The following is an 18,848-nucleotide window of genomic DNA, read 5'->3' on the forward strand; positions in this document are numbered from 1 at the left end:
TTTTGGGGCTGTTATCCACAGTTTGGCGGCATTTAAGAAAATGACTTTTGTTCAGGGGGCCTTGCGGCAACAATGAGGAAACCGGGCCACTGGGTGGAGGTCCGGGATGCCTAGGGGGAGAACGGTATGGTTCCAGATGCAAATGCCACTGCAGCACGGCTTAAACGGCCCTCGTGGAGGGATCCCCGGCTGTTGGTGGGCGTTCTCCTGGTCCTGGTGTCCGTCGCTGGTGTCATCTACCTCGTTGGCAGCGCAGACCGCACCACGGAGGTTTATGCGGCGCGGGAGGGAATCGGGGTCGGAGAACGGCTGACGCAGGAGAACGTCGTCCGGGCTAAAGTGCGGCTTGGCGATACCGAACAGCACTACATCACCGTCGAGTCGGGCCTGCCGCAGGGCGTCGTGGCCATGCAAAGGATCGCCAAGGACCAGTTGGTTCCACGGGCAAGCCTCGGTGAGGTCGACGAGCTGGACCGGAAACCTGTCGCCCTCAATATTGAGCAGACGCTGCCGTCGCAGGCCGTCGCGGGAGCCCGCGTCGATGTCTGGGTCGCCCAGCCGGATGCAAAAAACGGGTTCAGTGAACCCAAACTCATTCTCCCGGGGGCCGAAATCGCTGAGGTTGCCAGCGGGTCCACTGCCCTTGGGTCCTCAAAGAGCACGGTGTTGATGGTCCTGGTGGATGACAAGCAGATGCCTGCCCTGCTGGGTGCCCAGGCCAATGAGGCGAAGATCTCCGTTGTGTGGAACCCGGGTGGAGCCAAGTGAGCATCCCCGTCGTCACCGTGGGGCAAAGCCGCGAGGATCTGGTGGGCGGACTCGAGAGGCTGCATGGTCCGGTCACGGTGGTGCGAAGGTGCGCGGAACTTCCCGAGCTGCTCGCGGCCTGCCAAAGTGGCCTGGCCAGGGCCGCAGTGGTGGCTGAGGGGTCCGAGGGACTGACCGCCTCCCTGGTGGACCGCCTTGGGGCTGTTGGCGTTGCGGTGGTTGCGTTGACTGACAGCGCAGAGGAGGCAGCCCGGCTCCGGAAGATCGGTGTTGCCTCCGCTGTGACTGGGGTTGAGTCCGCCCAGCTGTCGGACAGGATCGCTGAGGCTGTGGCGCAGCTGACCGGAGCCATCCGCCCAACAGGCCTAAGTGCAGGTTCTGACACCGGCGCTGCCCTGGTTACGAAACCCGTGGAGCCGGATCCTGGCACGGAGAGTTCCGGAAGCGGAAAGGTCGTGGCCGTCTGGGGTCCGGCGGGGTCCCCGGGAAGAACCACGATCGCGGTGAACATCGCCGGCGAGTTGGCGGCGGAGGGGCAGGACGTTCTGCTGATCGACGCCGACACTTACGGCGCCAGCGTCGCGGCCGTGCTTGGATTACTGGATGAGTCAGCCGGCCTGGCCCAGGCGTGCAGGCTTGCCGACCAGGGTCTGCTGGACGCCGATGGCCTCCGCAAGGTGGCAACCAGAGTCGCCACGTCCTCCGGCACATTCCGGGTGTTAACGGGCATAACCCGGGCAGACCGCTGGACGGAACTCCGGGCCGCCGCCTTGTCGCTGGTCCTGGAACGAGCCCGGCAGGTGGCCGACGTGGTCGTGGTCGACACCGGGTTCTGCCTGGAGGCGGATGAGGAACTGAGTTTCGACACGATGGCGCCTCGGAGGAATGCTGCCACACTGCGCCCCCTGGAACTGGCGGACACGGTCTACGCTGTTGGTGCCGCGGACCCCGTGGGTGTTCCCCGCATGGTTCGCGGTCTCGCTGAGCTGGAGGCGGCAGTTCCCCAGGCGTCACCGACTGTCGTCATGAACAAGGTGCGGGCCTCCGCCGTGGGCCGGGGCCCGGAGCGGCAGTTGCGGGACGCATGGGAACGATACGGACCGGCCACCGGGCTTTCCGCCTTCATTCCCCACGATCCCGCAGCCGCGGATGCAGCCCTCCTGGCTGGCTCGCTCCTTCTCGAAGCCTGCCCGGAGTCTCCGCTGAGAAGTGCGATCCGAGCCTTGGTTTGTGCATCCGGCCAGCGAAAAGCGAAATCCTCTGTATTTTCTTCCACACCACGGTGAAGGGCAAACGACTAGGCTCGCCATAAGAGCTGCAAAGGTGCGGCGAATATCTCATATGGAGGCGTTGTCGATGTCGTCTGGATCCAGCGTGGAGGACCAGCCCCTCTCCATTGAAGGCCTTGAAGGCTTCATGGGGGACTACTACCAGCACCTGGCTGAGGAGGATGCCCGAAGCTACCCCCGCGATGTCCTTGAGGCGCGGGCCAGCCAGCACCGGGCCGCGGCGGCTGTCCGGCAGCCCGGACAGGCGAAGATCTCGATTAACGACGAAGAGGACAGCAGCGTCATCTTTGTCGTCACAGACGATATGCCGTTCCTCGTCGACTCTGTCAACGCCGAGCTCGTGCGCCAGCACGCCGCCATCAAGCTGGTGGTCCACCCGCTTTTCGTCGCTACCCGGAACCGCGAAACCGGTGAACTGGTCAAGGTCAACCGGGTTCCCGCGCACTTGGGAATCTCCAGCGGGGATACGGCAGCCATGCCCAACCTTTCCCACCTGATCGCGCAGGGTGAAGACGCCTCGCACATGGAGTCCTGGATCGCCGTCGAAATCTCCCGCGTGTCCGACGACGCCAAGCAATCGCTCCTCGCAGGCCTTACCCGCGTGCTGAAGGATGTCCGGGCGGCCGTCGAGGACTGGTCCAAGATGCGCCAAAAGGCACTGGAGATCTCCGAAAGCCTGGACCAGGTGGCAAATTCGGCGCAGATTGTAGAGCTGCGGCAGGCCAAGGACCTGCTCCGCTGGCTGGACGACGGGAACTTCACATTCCTCGGCTACCGGGAATACGACCTGCTCAACGTCGACGGCGAGGACGTCCTGGAACTGCGTGAGGACAGCGGCCTGGGGCTGCTGCGGGCGGCCGCCGACTCCCCGCACATCCAGCACCTTACCGACACCGGCCGCAAGAAGGCGCGGGAAAAGCGCGCCCTTGTGATCACCAAAGCCAATTCCCGTTCCACGGTTCACCGTTCGGCCTATCTGGACTACATTGGCGTCAAAAGTTTCGACGCCGCAGGCAACGTCAACGGCGAGCGGCGCTTCATCGGACTCTTCGCCACCAGCGCCTACGCCGGATCCGTCCGCGACATTCCCATCGTCCGGGAAAAGGTCGACGCCGTGCTGCAGAGCGCAGGCTTCCCACCGGACTCGCACTCCGGCAAGGACCTCCTGGGAATCCTGGAGACCTACCCCCGTGATGAGTTGTTCCAGATCGAAATTCCCGATCTGGCGGCAACGGCGCTCGGTATTCAGAAGCTGCAGGAACGGCGGCGCACCAGGCTGTTCCTGAGGCCTGACATTTACGGACGGTTCATGTCCGCTGTGGTCTACCTGCCCCGCGACCGGTACACCACAAACGTTAGGCTCCGTATCGAGCAGGAACTCCGCGAGACGTTCCAGGCGGTGTCGATCGACTACGAGGCACGCATGACCGAATCAGCCCTCGCACGGTTGTTCTTCCGCATCCGGCTGCCCAAGGACGCCGACGTCAGCCACGTCAACAGCGACGAACTGGAAAAGCGGCTGGTCCGCGCGGCACGGTCCTGGAGCGAAGGCATCGCGGAAGTACTGCGTGAGGGGCGGGACCCGGCCGAAGCCAAGCAGCTCGCCGCCATCTGGGCCGAGGCGTTTCCCGCGAGCTACCGGGTGGACTACGAAGTCGAAGACGCGCTGGAAGACATCTCCCGCTTCGAGAAGTACGGTGCGGCCGCCGAGAGGAACACCGGCGCCCGTCAGGACCGGCCCGGCGTCCATGTGTACCTTCCTGAGGGGGCCGGCGCCACGCTGGAGGAAGACGCCAGGGTCAAGCTCTACATGCTGGAGCCCAAGAGCCTGAGCCAGATCCTGCCGTACTTCCACAACCTGGGACTTGAAGTCCTTGATGAACGCCCCTTCGAAATCGAAACAGCCGACCACCGGGACTTCTTCCTCTATGACCTGGGGCTGAAGTACCCGGCCGGGGTGGATCCGGTGTCCACGGGTGAGCTCCTTGCCGAGTCATTCGGTGCGGCGGTCACCGGTGCTGCCGAATCTGACAGCTTTGACCGCCTGGTTCTGCGCGAAGGCCTGCACTGGCGCCAGATCACGGTGCTTCGGGCCTACGCCAGGTACATGCGCCAGATGGGCAACAGCAGCTCCTTCGGCTTCATGGCGGACACCCTCCTGGCCAACCCGGATGTGACCCGGGGCCTGACGGCACTCTTTGCCGCCCGCTTTGATCCCGCCATCGGCGAAGGCGGCCGCGGGGAAGCCCAGACGACCGTCCGGCAGGAACTGGCAGTGTCCATCGAGAAAGTTGCCACCCTCGACGCCGACCGCGTCCTGCGCACCTTCGTCAACCTCATCGAGGCCACCCTCCGCACCAACTTCTACCAGGACAAGCCACACCTGAGCTTCAAGCTGGATCCGGCACAGATTGAAGGGCTGCCATTCCCGCGGCCCATGTTCGAAATCTGGGTCTACTCCCCGAGGGTGGAGGGTGCCCATCTGCGGTTCGGCAAGGTCGCCCGCGGCGGCCTCCGCTGGTCCGATCGGCGCGAGGATTTCCGCACCGAGGTCCTGGGCCTGGTGAAGGCGCAGACCGTCAAGAATGCCGTCATCGTCCCCACCGGGGCGAAGGGTGGCTTCTTCGCCAAGCAGCTTCCGGACCCGTCAGTCGACCGGGCAGCCTGGATGGCTGAAGGGGTTGAAAGCTACAAGACCTTCATCCGCGGGCTGCTGGACCTGACTGACAACCTCGTTACCGAAGCCGGCGGCGAGCGGCTCGTCCCGCCGTCGAACGTTGTGAGGCATGACGACGACGACTCCTACCTTGTGGTCGCGGCGGACAAGGGAACCGCGACGTTCTCGGACATCGCAAACGGCCTGTCCGCGGAGTACGGGTTCTGGCTGGGCGACGCCTTCGCTTCCGGCGGCTCGGTGGGGTACGACCACAAGGCAATGGGCATCACCGCCCGGGGTGCCTGGGAATCGGTCAAGCGGCATTTCAGTGAGCTGGATCTGGACACGCAGACGCAACCCTTCACCGTGGTGGGTGTGGGAGACATGTCAGGGGACGTTTTCGGCAACGGCATGCTGCTCTCCCGGCACATCCGCCTCCTGGCCGCGTTCGACCACCGCCATATCTTCCTGGACCCCAACCCGGACGAGGAATCTTCCTTTGTGGAGCGGCAGCGGCTGTTCGAGCTGCCCAGGTCCTCGTGGGACGACTACGACAAGTCGCTGATCAGTGAAGGCGGCGGGGTCTTTGCCCGGCAAGCCAAGTCCATTCCGCTATCCCCGCAGGTGCGGAGCGCGCTGGGGCTGTCCGCGGAGACTTCCGAACTGAGTCCGCCCGAGCTCTTGCGGGCCATCCTGCTGGCACCGGCAGACCTTCTCTACAACGGCGGAATCGGGACGTACGTCAAGGCGGGCTCGGAGACCAACGCGTCTGTGGGCGACAAGGCAAATGATGCGATCCGTGTCGACGGCCGGGACCTGCGGGTCAAAGTGGTCGGTGAAGGCGGCAACCTGGGCATGACCCAGCGCGGACGCATTGAAGCTGCCCTGCAGGGGGTCATCCTGAACACCGACGCGATCGACAACTCGGCCGGCGTCGACTGCTCCGACCACGAAGTGAACATCAAGATCTTCGTGGACCGGATGGTCGCCGCGGGCAAGCTGCCTGAGGCCGAACGCGCAGACTTCCTTGCATCCATGACAGACGAGGTCGGCCGGCTGGTCCTCGAAGACAACATCGACCAGAACATCCTGCTCCTGAACGACCGGACCCGGGTGGCGGAATGGAGCCCCAGCTATGAACGGCTCATGGACTGGCTGGAGAAGAGCGCAGACCTGAAGCGGGACCTGGAGGCGCTGCCTACCACAGAAGTCCTGCGCGAACGGCTGCAGCAAGGGCAGGGCCTCACCTCTCCCGAGCTGTCGGTGCTGGCCGCCTATGCCAAGATCGAGCTTGCCTCGGCGCTCCGGGACAGCGACCTCGCGGATGACCCCTGGTTCCGGGACACGTTGCGTTCCTACTTCCCGCACCAGCTGCGTGAACGTTTTGACGCGGAGCTGGATACCCACCCGCTGCGCCGGGAAATCATTGCCACCGTGGTGGCCAACGACATGATCAATCTGGGTGGAATCACGTTCGCCTTCCGCGTCATGGAGGAGACATCGGCCAGCGAAGTGGCTGTCGCGAAGGCTTTCGTGGCGCTGCGGGAGGTCTATGAGCTCGATGCGATGGTGGCCGAACTGAACAGCCTGCCTGCTTCGTTCCCCACCGAGCACTGGAGCACGGTCCACCTGGACATCCGCCGGCTTCTCGACCGGGCAGTGCGGTGGCTGTTGAGCCAGGAAAGCGTGTCGCGCCCCATCGCGGACGTGGTGGGCGAGTTCAAGCCGCTGATGGATCCGATGCGCGCCCGCCTCCTGGACTACCTGCGTGGCGATGACCGGCAGCGGGTGGCCGAATGGTTGGAGAAGGGACGCGAATGGAACCTTCCCGAGAACCTCGCGCTGCGCTGGGCGGAGCTGTTCGAAAGCTTCGTGCTGTTGGATGTCGCCAAGATTGCCCGGACACGGAAGGACCGCGTCGAGGACATCGCTGCCGTCTACTACACCGTCTTTAACCGGTTCCACGCGGATTCCCTGCTCGAACGGATCAGCAGCCTGCCCCGGCAGGACCGGTGGCAGGCCCTGGCCCGCGCGGCCCTGCGGGATGACCTGTACTCCACCGTCTCGGACATAACGACGGCGGTGCTGGACGCCACCTCCGCCACGGACGCGCCCGAGGCGCGGCTCAAGGATTGGGAAGGGCAGAATGCCGAGCAGTTGGGCAGGGCGAAGAGCATGTTCGATGAGGTGAATGCGCTCGAGGCCGACGACATGGCTTCACTGTCGGTAGCATTGAGGCTCTTGAGGTCAATCGTCCGGCGCTAGCGGTGCGGCGTCGCAAATGGAGGTGCAGTGGCAATCTTTACGGACCCTATCAGGGAACATGCTGATTTCGGGCCGGGCGATGCCGAATGGCTGCACCTCCTGGTGGGGGACTGGCAGATGGTCGCTGACCTTGCGTTCGCGGACCTGGCGCTGTGGTTCCCCCACCCTGAGCTTGGCTATATTGCCCTGGCCCACGTGCGCCCCTCCACCACGCATACCGCCTTCCATAGCGACTTTGTGGGGGAGGGGATCCGCTCCGACCTGAAGCCCCTGGTGGACAAGGCCTGGCACAGCAAGTCCATCGAGCGCTCCAGTGAAACGAACTGGAACAGCGAAATGGCGTTGCGGGTGGAGGCCGTCCCCATGGTCCGGAACGGCCGTACCCTTGCCGTGGTCACCACCCACATGGACCTGTCCAGCTCGCGAATGCCGTCCCGGCTGGAGCTGACCTACCGCCAGTGCGCCTACGACCTGCTTCGGATGGGAACGCTGGGGCTGTGGCCTGACTTTGCCTCGCCCACCGGGTCCCGGCGGGGTGCGCCCCGTGTGGGGGACGGGCTGATCCGGCTCGATGCCGACGGCGTGGTGCAGTACGCGAGCCCCAACGGCGTCTCTGCCTTCCGGCGCCTGGGTGACGGCGAATCCCTGGAGGGACGCTCGCTTGCGGAGGTAACCGCCGGCCTCCTGAAGGACCGGCGCATGGTTGATGAGACCCTGCCGCTGGTGGTTACCGGACGTATGCCGTGGCGCAGCGAGATTGAGTCCCGTGGAGTGAGCCTGTCCCTGCGGGCGATTCCGCTCCGGGATGAACAGCAGCGGTTTGGTGCGCTGGTTCTCTGCCGGGACGTCTCTGAGCTGCGACGGCGTGAGATGGAGCTGGTGACCAAGGATGCCACCATCCGGGAGATCCACCACCGGGTCAAGAACAATCTCCAGACCGTGGCTGCGCTCCTGCGGATGCAGTCGAGGCGCATGGTGAGCGATGAGGCGAAGCAGGGGCTGGAGCAGGCCATGCGCCGGGTTGCGACCATTGCCCTGGTCCACGAAACCTTGTCGCAGGGCCTGACCCAGAGCGTTGATTTTGACGAGCTGATTGGGCGCCAGTTCCGCCTGTCGGCTGAGGTGGCGTCGCCGTCGCAACAGGTCAGGACCGAGCGTTCGGGAACGTTCGGTGAGCTTCCCAGCGATTTGGCCACGCCGCTTGCGTTGGTCATCAACGAACTGGTCACCAACGCGGTTGAGCACGGGCTTGAGGGCAGGGCAGGAACAGTGTGGCTGGTTGCTGACCGGTCTGAGGCGGAAGACGGTGAAGAACTGACAGTGACCATCGCCGACGACGGCGTGGGACTACCGCAGACTCCGCACGTCGAGGGGCTGGGGCTTCAGATTGTGCGCACGTTGGTAACCAGCGAACTGGGCGGCACCATCACGTGGGAACGCCGCGACGGCGGCGGGACCGAGGTCAAGATCCGGCTCAGCCTGGCGGGCAAGTAGGCACCGGCCAGGCGTGGCCTCTGCCTGATTCCGGAGACCACAGCCGAGTTACCAGCGGCTAAGCCAACGAAAGACCCCGGGACAATCCAGTGTGGGATGTCCCGGGGTCTTTGCGATGTCCGGCCGATTGGCTTTGGGCCATGTCCGGGAGGTTTACGTGTGGCTGGCCGTGCTAGGAGGCGCGGCGGGCACGGGCAGCGCGGCGCTTGAGGGCGCGGCGCTCGTCTTCACTCATACCGCCCCATACGCCCGCGTCCTGGCCGGATTCAAGGGCCCACTGCAGGCAGGTGTCCACAACCGGGCACCGGCGGCAGACGCTCTTGGCTTCCTCGATCTGCAGGAGGGCAGGGCCTGTGTTTCCAACGGGGAAGAACAGTTCCGGGTCCTTGTCGAGGCACGCTGCGCGGTTACGCCAATCCATGCTGATCAGTTGCTCCATTTCTGGGAAGTGCCTTTGTGAAATTATTCACTAGTGGCTACAAAGGAAAAGGGCCCTCTGGGGCCCCCTTGGTCATCTGCATCAAGCCTGTCATGTTAACGCTGTGTAAACAAGGGGTAAGAACGCACGATATCCCTCGAAACCTGAGCGATGCATCACAGTGCCGGCTCCTGCCCTCACCAGTGTCAGACTATGTCCGGTAGGGTGCCAGTGTGTCAAGACCCCCCGCAGAACCAGCAGGCAGTGCATCTTCTCCCGACAGCCCTGACGGGCCGGACCATCAGGACGGTGGCCGGCCGGCCGCTGTCCCCGGTGCGGCAAAGGTGGTGTCCCTTGTGGCGGCTGCTGAGGCCACCGCACTTCTCGCTGCTGCGGGCTGGTATGCATACGAATTGGTCTCGGGAAGCCCTGTCCTGTCGTTCTGGGGCGCTGTCTTCACCCTCGGCCTCCTGCTGGCCTTTTCGGCCTGGCTGTTCGCTGTGGCTGTCTTTCTTTACCGTGGGTACCGCTGGACCCGGGCCGCTGCGTTGGTGGCACAATTGTTCGTCCTGACCATTGGAGTGCCGGCCCTGACCAGCGGGCTGGTCCTGGCCGGGCTGGCAATGCTGGTTCCGGCGGTCGTCGCGATTGTCTTTTTGTTTTCCAACAAGGTGATCAACCACGCCTCCCGGACAGGTAGCGCACCTCCCACCCTCTGAGGTGCCGCAGTGGCCGGTTGATGTTTCCAACCAGCCCGGAAGACTAGTCGGAGCGCTGTTCCGCGGGCGGGAAGTATGAGCCCTTAGCCGGTCCCGGAAGCCTTTTCTTCCGCGCCTGCCCAGGCCACCTGCAGCGCTTGGGAAGTGCCGGAAGAAATGAGGACACCCCTTCCCGGCGGGGAGTGTGGCTCCACTTCGAAGCGGACCCCGTAGAAGTCCCCGTCGGCAGAGGATCGAGGGCCAAGCAGCAGTCCGACCCCTGAAGTCCTCGCGCCCATCATGAGTGGAACACGTTGGATAAGTGCGGGGCTGTAGGCGGCGGCAACCACGAGCGAATGGCCCAAGGCGTTCAACTGCTCCAGCGCCCTCCACGCGGGCGGGCCAAGCAGGTCGACGTCATCCACGAGCAGCACTGCGTCCCGTGGCAGCACGCCTCCCTGAGCCTGCAGGAGCAGGTCACCCCAACAGTCTGGCGTGGACTCCGGAGATTCAGAAGGCATGCACCACGGTTGTTCAGGATTAAGCGCCACCAAGGCCTGCAGGGTGTTGCTCTTGCCGTTTCCGGGGTTGCCAAGAACCGCGACGACGCCCCCACGCGGAAGCCGGACGGAGACTGCGCCCGCCTCGTCCCCGGCCACACCCAGGATGACCTCCTGATGATGCCTGCGGTCTCCCGGGACCTGGCCTGACGCGCTGCTTCCACCGCTGCGACGTGGTTTCCCGTCCAAAGGTCGCGATACCGCCTTGTCCGGCGGCGTTGAAGGCTGTGCCAACGTCAATGCCGCCAAGGCTGCCACCTGTCCTGTCGTGATGAGGGCGGGTAGGGGATCCACCCGAAACGGGGGCGACGAGGCCCTCGGGTGTTTGGCAGTGTTCACGTCACCGCCGTCCCGGGCTGGACGTCGGTAAAACTGGCAGACAGCGGGGCCACCTCCAGCGATGGGGCCGAAGGCCACAGCCCTGCCTTCGACTCCCGCAGTGGCAGGCATCCTGGGCCACAGTGCGCGGCTTTCCTCTGTGGATCCAGCCGGGAAGTAGAAGCGGTTTGGAATGGCGGCGAAGAATCTGGCGGTAACCAGCTCCCGCTCTCCCGACAGCAACAGGGTAATTCCAGCCATGGCGCCGTCGCGGACGAGGTCCTGGACCAGGTCTTCCGCCCAGGCCAACGGCCCGGACCGGAAAGCGGCAACCCAGGAGCCCCAACCGGAAATGGCGACGGTGAGAGGTACGCGCACAGTCGCTGGCTGGGCCAGGCGCCGGCCCAGTTCCTCGACAAGTCGCTCCAGCACGCGTACCCCTCGCCGAAGATCGTGGATTACCGCATGCGCACCTGTCCGGCTTTCGCGGGCGAGCTCCGAGAAGCTTCCAGTGCCGTCGAGGAAGTAGAAATGCGCTTCCCGGGGACTCGCCATCAGCCGTCCAATGGTCATTTCCAAGGATCCTCCGGCGCCGGAAGCAGGGCTGCCAATGAAGGCCGCGTGGCTATGGACACCAGGCTGCCAACCCAAGTGTTTTACCAGTTGTTCGGCAGGTAAATCCATCAAGCCAAGCGTTACCTGGCCACACGAGTCCACGGGCGGGGGACACCGCCATCCAGGGACTGCAGAACCGGCCGGATCGTCCGGAGCACTTTCGTCCAGTTCCGTCGGCAGGGGAGGAGCGACAGGCCTCCTCGGAGCCGGCGTGTCCCGGGCAGCACAAAGACTCCTCACCATTGCTGACAGCGGTTCCACGGCCTGTGCCGGAGTCACTGGAGTGGGTGCAGCAATGGCGGGGTGGTTCGGCCCCCGGGTGAGGTATTCCGTTGTCAGGTGGACGGCGACTCCCGGCAGTTGGGATCCCGCGCCCGCGGAAGCGAGGGACGCCGCCTGGAACTCCTCAGGCGGCTCCGTCCCGCGGGCCAGGAAAGCCCGACCGGGGGTGTCGACACTGATGGCGGCCGCCGCCCTGGAGTTGATGATGTCGACCGATTCCATGTCGGACTGCACCCGAAGGGCGATGCTGGAGGTGACGTTCGCACGGATGTCGGCTGTCAAGGCTCCTTGTGGCCGCTGGGTTGCCATGACCAGGTGGATGCCCAGCGACCGTCCAATGGATGCTACGCGCATCAGTTCACGGAGGGCCTTCGGAGCTTCATCAACGAGCATCCTGAACTCATCAATAACGATGACCAAGTGCGGCAGGACAAGTTCGTGTGCCCACGGCGTGTTTCGGTACGTGGAGATGTCGGGAACGTCCGCCGCAGCAAGGCGTCTCTCCCGCAGTTGGACTTCGGCTCGAAGTGACGTCAGTGTCCGCTCCAGTTCCGGAACAGAAAGGTCCGTCTGCAGCCCAACGCAGTGGACAAGCCCGCTGAGGGGGCCAAGTCCCGAACCTCCTTTGAAATCGATGAAGAAGAAGTTGACCCGCTCGGGCGGGTAGCTCACTGCCAGTGCAAGCGTGAAGCTCCGGAGGAGCTCGGACTTTCCAGCACCGGTGGTGCCCGCAACCAGGAGGTGCGGCCCATCGGACTGGAGATCCACCGTTCTGGTTCCGGCCGCGCTGACGCCCACAGGTACCGCCAGTCTGTCGTCCCGCCCACTGATGTTCCACCGTTCGACCGTGGCGCCGGCCGTCAGGGGCAGGATGTCGTCCAGGCTGCAGGACGAGGGAAAACAATTCGATTGTTCCGCATTCCAGCGCCTGCTACCTGCCAGCGACCGGCAGAAATTGGTGAACACATCCTCCGGCGCAAGGTCAGCGACGAAGCCGGTTTGGTGGCCATCCAGCCGCAGGACCGAATTCCGGTTCGACAACAGGACGTCGGCTTCAGGCCACTCACCCTCCGAAGGCAGGAAGTGAAGAACGCGCCACCCCTGCTGAATGGCCGCTTCACGGACCGGGTTCCCGGCCGCCGTAGAGCCTTCTCCCAACAGCAAAAGGACTCCGCGCTCGCGGCCTTGGGGAAGTTTGCCCTTAACTGCGTCCACACCCGCGAGAGTTCCTGAGGTCAGAGTCACCCCGGAAAGAAACCGGGCGGCGAGTGGCAGGTCTTCCGGGAGCCCATGGACCAGGACATGCGTCCTGCACCCGGCCGGGTACCCCGCCAGCTGCATGAGCAGTGACCTGATGCTGCCATTAACGGCAACGCGCAGGCCGACCACAGTGGTTAACGGACGTGCGGGGTCGAGGAGGACAGGCACCATGCCGGCCGAGGGAACGGGCTTATCGCCGCCTGCTGCTTCAATTCGCACGTTCGCCGCCTGTTCTGCCAGTCCAAGCCGCAACCAGACGCCGTCGCCGGGGTCGGAACTGCCCGTCCCTGCAGCTTCCGCGGCCGCAAGTGCCACCAGGGGAAGGGAAGGTGCGGACCGCCGTCGTCGGTCCCTGTCTTTCCGGACAGCGTCCCGTACCGCCAGCGACAATTCCCGCCGCTGGCGGCGTCCGCTGGCAGCCGGTATCAGGACGGAAAATACCGAAGCAGCAGAGAATGCCAGGAACATCCACATACCTGTGAACACGGCCAGCAGTATTCCAATGGCCAGCGGGAGCAAGGCCGTCAGAAGCAGGACCAGGCGGTTGCCCGGGTCGACCCGGCCTCGGACCACGATAGGTTGCGCGACCGACTTGCCCGCGTCTTCAAGAACCCTTCCCGGCAGGTCGGCAAACACCAGTGACAAGCAGGACTGCCCGCACCTGATGCTGGAGTCGGTGGTGATGACGGCATTGCGGATCCTTTCGCCGTCGACAAAGGTGCCGTTGGCGCTGTCCAGGTCTATCAGGATGATGTCCGTGTCCGTGACGACGACGCGTGCATGTTCACGGGAGAGCTCAGGGTCCGGAATGACGATCCGCGTACCGCTGCGGCCAATGCTGTAGCTGCCACGGCGAAGCGGCATGACCGTTCCCGCTGCAGCTCCGCTGTCCACGGTAAGGGCCAGTGTCGCGGCAACTTCATCAACCCGGCGCCGGCTCCGTGTGCTGGCAGGCGCGGACCCGCTGTCGACGAGCACCGCCGCCTCAACAAGGGGAGGAACGCCGACGACGAGGGAACGCAGGTCCTCGCCATCGACTGTGACGGCGCCCGCGCCGAACTTGCCCACCAACTGTTCATGTATCGCGTGGCCGGGTGTGCCCCCGGGAACATCGATGGACAGTTCCAGTGATGGCTGCAGGCCGGATCCCGGGCCAGCGACCAGGGTGCAATTAAGCGTCATGCGTTGGGGTCCTTCGTACTTGTACCCACACGCTAACCAAGGGGTGAAGCACGTCCCAGCCGCATCGCGCCGTATGTGGATAAAGCCGCAAGCTCGTGTGCAGCATCACACGAGGCCTGATTCGACGGGCCGCACAGTCCCTCGGGTAGGCTAGAGCAGCAGACAATGCGCACCATTGCGCTGCCCGCATTCGAACCAGGAGATTTTGTGACCGCTGACCTTGTCATCGTAGGGTCCGGCTTTTTTGGCCTGACAATCGCAGAGCAGGCCGCCACCGAACTGGGCCTGAAGGTCGTTGTCCTCGACCGGCGCCACCACATAGGCGGAAACGCTTACAGCGAAAAGGAAGAGCAGACCGGAATCGAGGTGCACCGCTATGGGGCGCACCTCTTCCACACCTCCAATGAGCGCGTGTGGGAGTATGTCAACCGGTTCACGACGTTTACCAACTACGTCCACAAGGTCTACGGCGTACACAAGGGCGAGGTCTACTCCCTGCCGATCAACCTGGCCACGATCAACCAGTTTTTCCGCGCCAACCTGACCCCGGGACAGGCCCGTGAGCTGATCCAGGAACAGGCCGGGGAACTGGCAGGCACCGATCCGCAAAACCTGAATGACAAGGGCATCCAACTGATCGGCCGCCCGCTGTATGAGGCCTTCATTAAGCACTACACCGGCAAGCAGTGGCAGACCGACCCCAAGGATCTGCCGGCAGGCATCATTTCCCGGTTGCCCGTTCGCTACAACTACGACAACCGCTACTTCAACGACAAGTATGAGGGCCTGCCGACCAACGGCTACACCGCCTGGATCGAAAAGATGGCGGAGCACCCCAACATCGAGGTCCGGCTCAACACCGACTTCTTCGATGAGTCGCACGAGTACAGCAAGAACAAAGTCGTGGGCAACATCCCGGTGGTCTATACGGGTCCGGTGGACCGGTACTTCGACTACGCCGAGGGCGACCTCTCCTGGCGCACCATCGACTTCGAGGAAGAAGTCCTGGACATGGGTGACTTCCAGGGCACGTCCGTTGTGAACTACAACGATGACGACGTCCCCTACACGCGCGTTATCGAACCGCGCCACTTCCACCCCGAGCGTGACTACCAGACCGAGAAGACGATCATCATGCGCGAATTCTCGCGTTTTGCTGAGAAGGGCGACGAGCCCTACTACCCGGTCAACACCTCTGCGGACAGGGAGCGGTTGCTCAAATACCGCGACCTGGCCGCGGCGGAAAAGGACGTCCTGTTTGGTGGCCGTCTGGGCACATACAAATACCTGGACATGCACATGGCCATCGGTTCGGCGCTCAGCATGTTCGATAACAAGATCCGGCCGCACTTCGAAAGCGGCGTGCAGCTTGAAAGCGGGGGAGTCGACGCATGATCGGTTCGCCGGACTGGGCGACACTCCAGCGGGTGATATTCCCGCCCGAGTCCGGAGTGGACACGATGTCGCTCTATGCGGACCCCGGCCCGGCAGCAGGAATACGCTTCCGGGAAAGTGACGAGTCGGCGCGGAATCCCAAACGGGCAGAGGAAAAACTGCAACTTGTTGGCTCCAGCCAACGGGAGGTGCATTTCGACGACCTTCTGTCCCGTTATTCCCTCCGCGTGCGTTCAGGAGAGCAAATCTCGCTGGGGACGTATTTCAATGCCTTTCCTGCCAGCTACTGGCGCAGATGGACCCACCTGCGCGAAGTTCGTCTGGTGGTTGAAACCTCCGGCCACGGGTCCATCACCGTATATAAATCAAACGCCCGCGGAAACATCCAACGTGTCGATGGAAAGCGGGTCGACGGTGACGCAAGAACCGAATTCAATCTTTCCATCAAACCCTTTGGTGACGGCGGATGGTATTGGTTCGACGTGGCCTCAAGCCGCGGCGACCTTATCTTGGGCGAGGCCCGCTGGGAGGGGACGCCAGCAGAACGAGCAGCCGAAACGGTGACCATTCAGATCACCACCATGAACAAGCCGGACTTCTGCCTCGCCAACGTCCGTGCCCTGGCAGAACACCCGGAAGCGCTCGAGTTGGCACAGGAAGTGCTGATTGTTGATCAGGGCACGGATAAGGTTGCCGACCAACCAGGCTTTGCCGAAGTGGCAGGCCTCATCGGTCCCAAGCTTAGGGTCATCAACCAGGCGAACCTGGGTGGTTCCGGAGGGTTCGCCCGCGGCATGTATGAAGCCGTGGAAAACGGCAGCGACTACGTTCTGCTCCTTGATGACGACGTCGTGATGGAGCCGGAAAGTATCCTGCGCATGATGGCCTTCTCCGGCCGGTGCCGGAAGCCCACTATCGTGGGCGGCCACATGTTCGATCTGTACAGCCGCAGCACGCTGTATTCAATGGGCGAGACGATCGACTCCCGGCGGTTCTCACCAAGCCAGCCTCACCAGGACATGCAGATGCGGCACGATTTCAGCGTGTCCAACCTCCGCCAGACGCCGTGGCTGCACAGGCGGGTCGACGTCGACTACAACGGCTGGTGGATGTGCCTGGTACCCACTTCGGTTATACGCGACATCGGCCTTCCGCTGCCCTTGTTCATTAAGTGGGACGACTCGGAATATGGGCTCCGCGCCCGGGCTGCCGGCTACCGGACTGTTTCTTTCCCCGGCGCGGCGCTCTGGCACATCTCGTGGATTGATAAGGACGACCTGGTTGGCTGGCAGGCATATTTCCATAACCGGAACCGCCTGATAACTGCCCTCCTCCACAGCCCCCAGCCGAAGGGCGGTTCCGTGTTGCGGGAATCTTTCCAGGAAGACGTGAAGCACCTTGTTTCGCTTCAGTACTTCACTGTCCGCAACCGGCTGACGGCGAGGTCGGACCTGATGACTGGTCCGTCCCACCTCCATCCGTCCCTCGCCACCAAGCTCGAAAGCATCAACAAGCTGCGGGATTCCTTTCCTGATGCGCAGCTGCGTGAAGATGTAGAGGATTTCCCCGCACCTCCCCTGGGAGCGGGACCGTCGGGGCAGGCCGACAGCCAGATGCCCGCCAAGAAGGACATGGTCAAGTGGGGCCTGAAGACAGTGGCCCGGCAGTTGCTCAAGCAGCCCTCCGCGGACTCGCTCGAACGACCCCAGGGTTACCTTGCCCATGTGGACAACAGGTGGTTCCGTACGGCGCAGTTCGATTCGGTCGTAGTGTCCAACGCCGAGGGGACCGCCGCCTCTTGGTATAAGCGCGATCCCAGGAAACTGAAAGAGATGCTTAAGGAGTCTGCCCTCCAGCACGCAGCGCTCTACAGGAACTGGGACAGCTTGGCGGCGGACTATCGTTCAGCCCTTACTGATCTGGTCTCTATGGAGGCGTGGCGTGTCAGCTTTGACATGGAGCAGGAAACCAATCTTCACCATTAAGGGATGAAGCAGCCGTAATGGAAGTCGCCCCCAAATCTGTTGGGGGCGACTATTCATTTCGCCACCTTGGACATATTTCCCGGTGTTTGCGGTGCAAGCTGCGGCGTCATCAAGAGTCGGTAAAGACAGAGCCCGGCAATGGACAAGACGATCACGTAGGCAACGGCCAACCCTTGCCATGACATGGGAGGCTGCCACTGGGGTTCGAACATTTCAGTCCAGTTGATGTGGTCCCCATGTAACCCAACGGTGTATCGGCGCAACCCCTGCAAAAGGAGGTATGCGTGGGCCAGGACTCCCAGCACGAGACTCCAACGGATTAGCGAGGCGGACCAAGGCGATGGGTTGAATGGCCGGAACCGGACGGCCCTCCCCGAAACGAGAATCAGCAGAATTACAAGAGCCAGTGCATATCTGCCCTGCCAAATCCACCCCACTGTCTCGCTGGAACCCGCTTGAAGCACGGGAGGTACAGCGAGAACAGCAATAGTTGTCAGGGCCACCGGCCAGCGGAGTTTCACTGGCCGGGCCGTAAAGGCCAGCATGAGCAGCCAACCAAACCCAAGGACCCACGTGTAGACGACTGCTGCCGGGGGAGCGGTGTCAAGGGAACCCAGGACGCCTACATATTCGCGCATGTAACCCACTGTCCGATCCAGCATAAGGATGGCGGCCTCGTCGGCGGGCAGCGGAGGTGTCACAGCGAAGAGGCTGTCCAGGCTATGGGCAGTTAGGGTCCACCAGACGGCGAATAGGCATGAGACGCTGACTAAGACGACGGAGAGTTGAAACCTCTTAGCTTTCAGTAAGGCAAGCAGCGCAAACCGGGAATGACCAATAACGGCCGCCATAACTGCAAGTGCCAGCCACAGCAGTGAAAGCGGCCGGGTGTTGGCCAAAAGAATTCCCGAAATTACAACGATGGCGGTTGTCAACCAGCTGGGCCTGGACTTCCCCGCGTTCTCAAGCATTACGCAAAGGCCCATATAAAAAGCGCCCGTCGTTGCGATCTCCAACCCGTTGGGGTTCACTGCGCCGGAAAGGAAGAGGGCGGCGGGAGTCACGGAAACCGCTGAGGCAATTAGCATATATCGGCTTTTACGCATACAGCTCGCCGCGTAAAAGAAGGCAGCAAGGAAAAATGAGGTGACCCACGCACTGATAATACGCATTGCGTAAAGAGCAGGTTCGCCTGCAATACCCCGACTACCAAGCCCCACAATTGCGTAGTAGACGGGATTGTAATTCCCGGCCGAAGTCGTTGCTTTGACGGGCGTGCGGTCGGCACCGTCCGTGGGCTGGTAGCAGTTGGCCGTTATTTCAGGATGCGTAGCGTAACAGTTGAAGTTTTGGACTTCAGCGATGTACTTGGGAACCTCTACTGTCAATAGCTCTCCTTGTACTCCAGAGCTCGTCCCGCCGTACTGACCACGGGCAACAGCTGCTGCCTTGATCGTATGCGCTGCCTCGTCGGGAGCCGACATCAATGGGGATGCAAAGCACCAGACTGTGCTGGCCGCGCCAATAAGAAGCCACGCGATAAGAAGCACGTGAAGCTGTGACGGGACGGCGCTGAATTTGCGGACGGCGGATGTTGGTTTATGAAGGAGCAAGGAGGTTCGCATGGTGGTTTAAAGCATACGTGGAGCTTTACCAGGAATGA

Annotated in this window: 10 protein-coding genes; 7 read left to right on the forward strand and 3 right to left on the reverse strand. The window is 63.0% G+C overall.

The genetic code is table 11. The features are described from left to right. The first annotated feature begins 126 nt into the window (after positions 1–126). The 4 genes from ACTJK0_RS08755 to ACTJK0_RS08770 all read left to right on the forward strand — a co-directional run bounded on the left by ACTJK0_RS08755 (position 127) and on the right by ACTJK0_RS08770 (position 8,472). A complete protein-coding gene (locus tag ACTJK0_RS08755; protein WP_110541122.1) occupies positions 127–768 on the forward strand; it encodes a hypothetical protein in 642 nt (213 codons plus the stop codon). Further along, positions 765–2,054 (forward strand): AAA family ATPase, encoded by a 1,290-nt coding sequence (locus tag ACTJK0_RS08760; RefSeq protein WP_440744134.1) that lies wholly within the window; start codon positions 765–767, stop codon positions 2,052–2,054. The genes ACTJK0_RS08755 and ACTJK0_RS08760 overlap by 4 nt, the downstream gene beginning before the upstream one ends. Before the next feature lie 70 nt (positions 2,055–2,124). Beyond that, positions 2,125–6,978, forward strand: coding sequence for an NAD-glutamate dehydrogenase (locus ACTJK0_RS08765; protein WP_440744133.1), 4,854 nt, complete (start codon positions 2,125–2,127; stop codon positions 6,976–6,978). Between the two features lie 27 nt (positions 6,979–7,005). Beyond that, positions 7,006–8,472, forward strand: a complete 1,467-nt coding sequence (locus ACTJK0_RS08770) for a PAS domain-containing sensor histidine kinase (RefSeq protein ID WP_110541119.1) — start codon at positions 7,006–7,008, stop codon at positions 8,470–8,472. Positions 8,473–8,644: 172 nt separating this feature from the next. Here ACTJK0_RS08770 and ACTJK0_RS08775 read toward each other — a convergent pair whose 3' ends face one another. Next, entirely contained in the window at positions 8,645–8,893 is a 249-nt protein-coding gene (locus tag ACTJK0_RS08775; RefSeq protein WP_003804966.1) for a WhiB family transcriptional regulator, read from the reverse strand. A gap of 230 nt (positions 8,894–9,123) precedes the next feature. On the opposite strand from ACTJK0_RS08775, the gene ACTJK0_RS08780 reads away from it, so the two are divergent. Continuing rightward, entirely contained in the window at positions 9,124–9,609 is a 486-nt protein-coding gene (locus ACTJK0_RS08780; RefSeq protein ID WP_110541118.1) for a hypothetical protein, read from the forward strand. A gap of 83 nt (positions 9,610–9,692) precedes the next feature. On the opposite strand, the gene ACTJK0_RS08785 is transcribed toward ACTJK0_RS08780, so the two are convergent. Continuing rightward, a complete protein-coding gene (locus ACTJK0_RS08785) occupies positions 9,693–13,805 on the reverse strand; it encodes an FtsK/SpoIIIE domain-containing protein (protein WP_440744132.1) in 4,113 nt (1,370 codons plus the stop codon). 207 nt (positions 13,806–14,012) lie between these two features. Between ACTJK0_RS08785 and glf the strand changes: the two genes are divergently transcribed. Then, on the forward strand, positions 14,013–15,200 hold the full coding sequence (gene glf / locus ACTJK0_RS08790) for a UDP-galactopyranose mutase (protein WP_440744131.1): 1,188 nt from the start codon (positions 14,013–14,015) through the stop codon (positions 15,198–15,200). After that, a complete protein-coding gene (locus ACTJK0_RS08795; protein WP_440744130.1) occupies positions 15,197–17,185 on the forward strand; it encodes a glycosyltransferase in 1,989 nt (662 codons plus the stop codon). The genes glf and ACTJK0_RS08795 overlap by 4 nt, the downstream gene beginning before the upstream one ends. A 53-nt stretch (positions 17,186–17,238) precedes the next feature. On the opposite strand, the gene ACTJK0_RS08800 is transcribed toward ACTJK0_RS08795, so the two are convergent. Beyond that, positions 17,239–18,810, reverse strand: coding sequence for a DUF2142 domain-containing protein (locus ACTJK0_RS08800; protein WP_440744129.1), 1,572 nt, complete (start codon positions 18,808–18,810; stop codon positions 17,239–17,241). Positions 18,811–18,848 lie beyond the last annotated feature (38 nt).

Source organism: Paenarthrobacter sp. 22069 (assembly GCF_052046035.1).
GTDB lineage: Bacteria > Actinomycetota > Actinomycetes > Actinomycetales > Micrococcaceae > Arthrobacter.

Bases quoted from the DNA above. Each gene is read 5' to 3' on its own strand.
- ACTJK0_RS08755 (WP_110541122.1), top strand. From the start codon at position 127: ATGGTTCCAGATGCAAATGCCACTGCAGCACGGCTTAAACGGCCCTCG.
- ACTJK0_RS08765 (WP_440744133.1), top strand. From the start codon at position 2,125: ATGTCGTCTGGATCCAGCGTGGAGGACCAGCCCCTCTCCATTGAAGGC.
- ACTJK0_RS08775 (WP_003804966.1), bottom strand. From the start codon at position 8,893: ATGGATTGGCGTAACCGCGCAGCGTGCCTCGACAAGGACCCGGAACTG.
- ACTJK0_RS08785 (WP_440744132.1), bottom strand. From the start codon at position 13,805: ATGACGCTTAATTGCACCCTGGTCGCTGGCCCGGGATCCGGCCTGCAG.
- ACTJK0_RS08795 (WP_440744130.1), top strand. From the start codon at position 15,197: ATGATCGGTTCGCCGGACTGGGCGACACTCCAGCGGGTGATATTCCCG.
- ACTJK0_RS08800 (WP_440744129.1), bottom strand. From the start codon at position 18,810: ATGCGAACCTCCTTGCTCCTTCATAAACCAACATCCGCCGTCCGCAAA.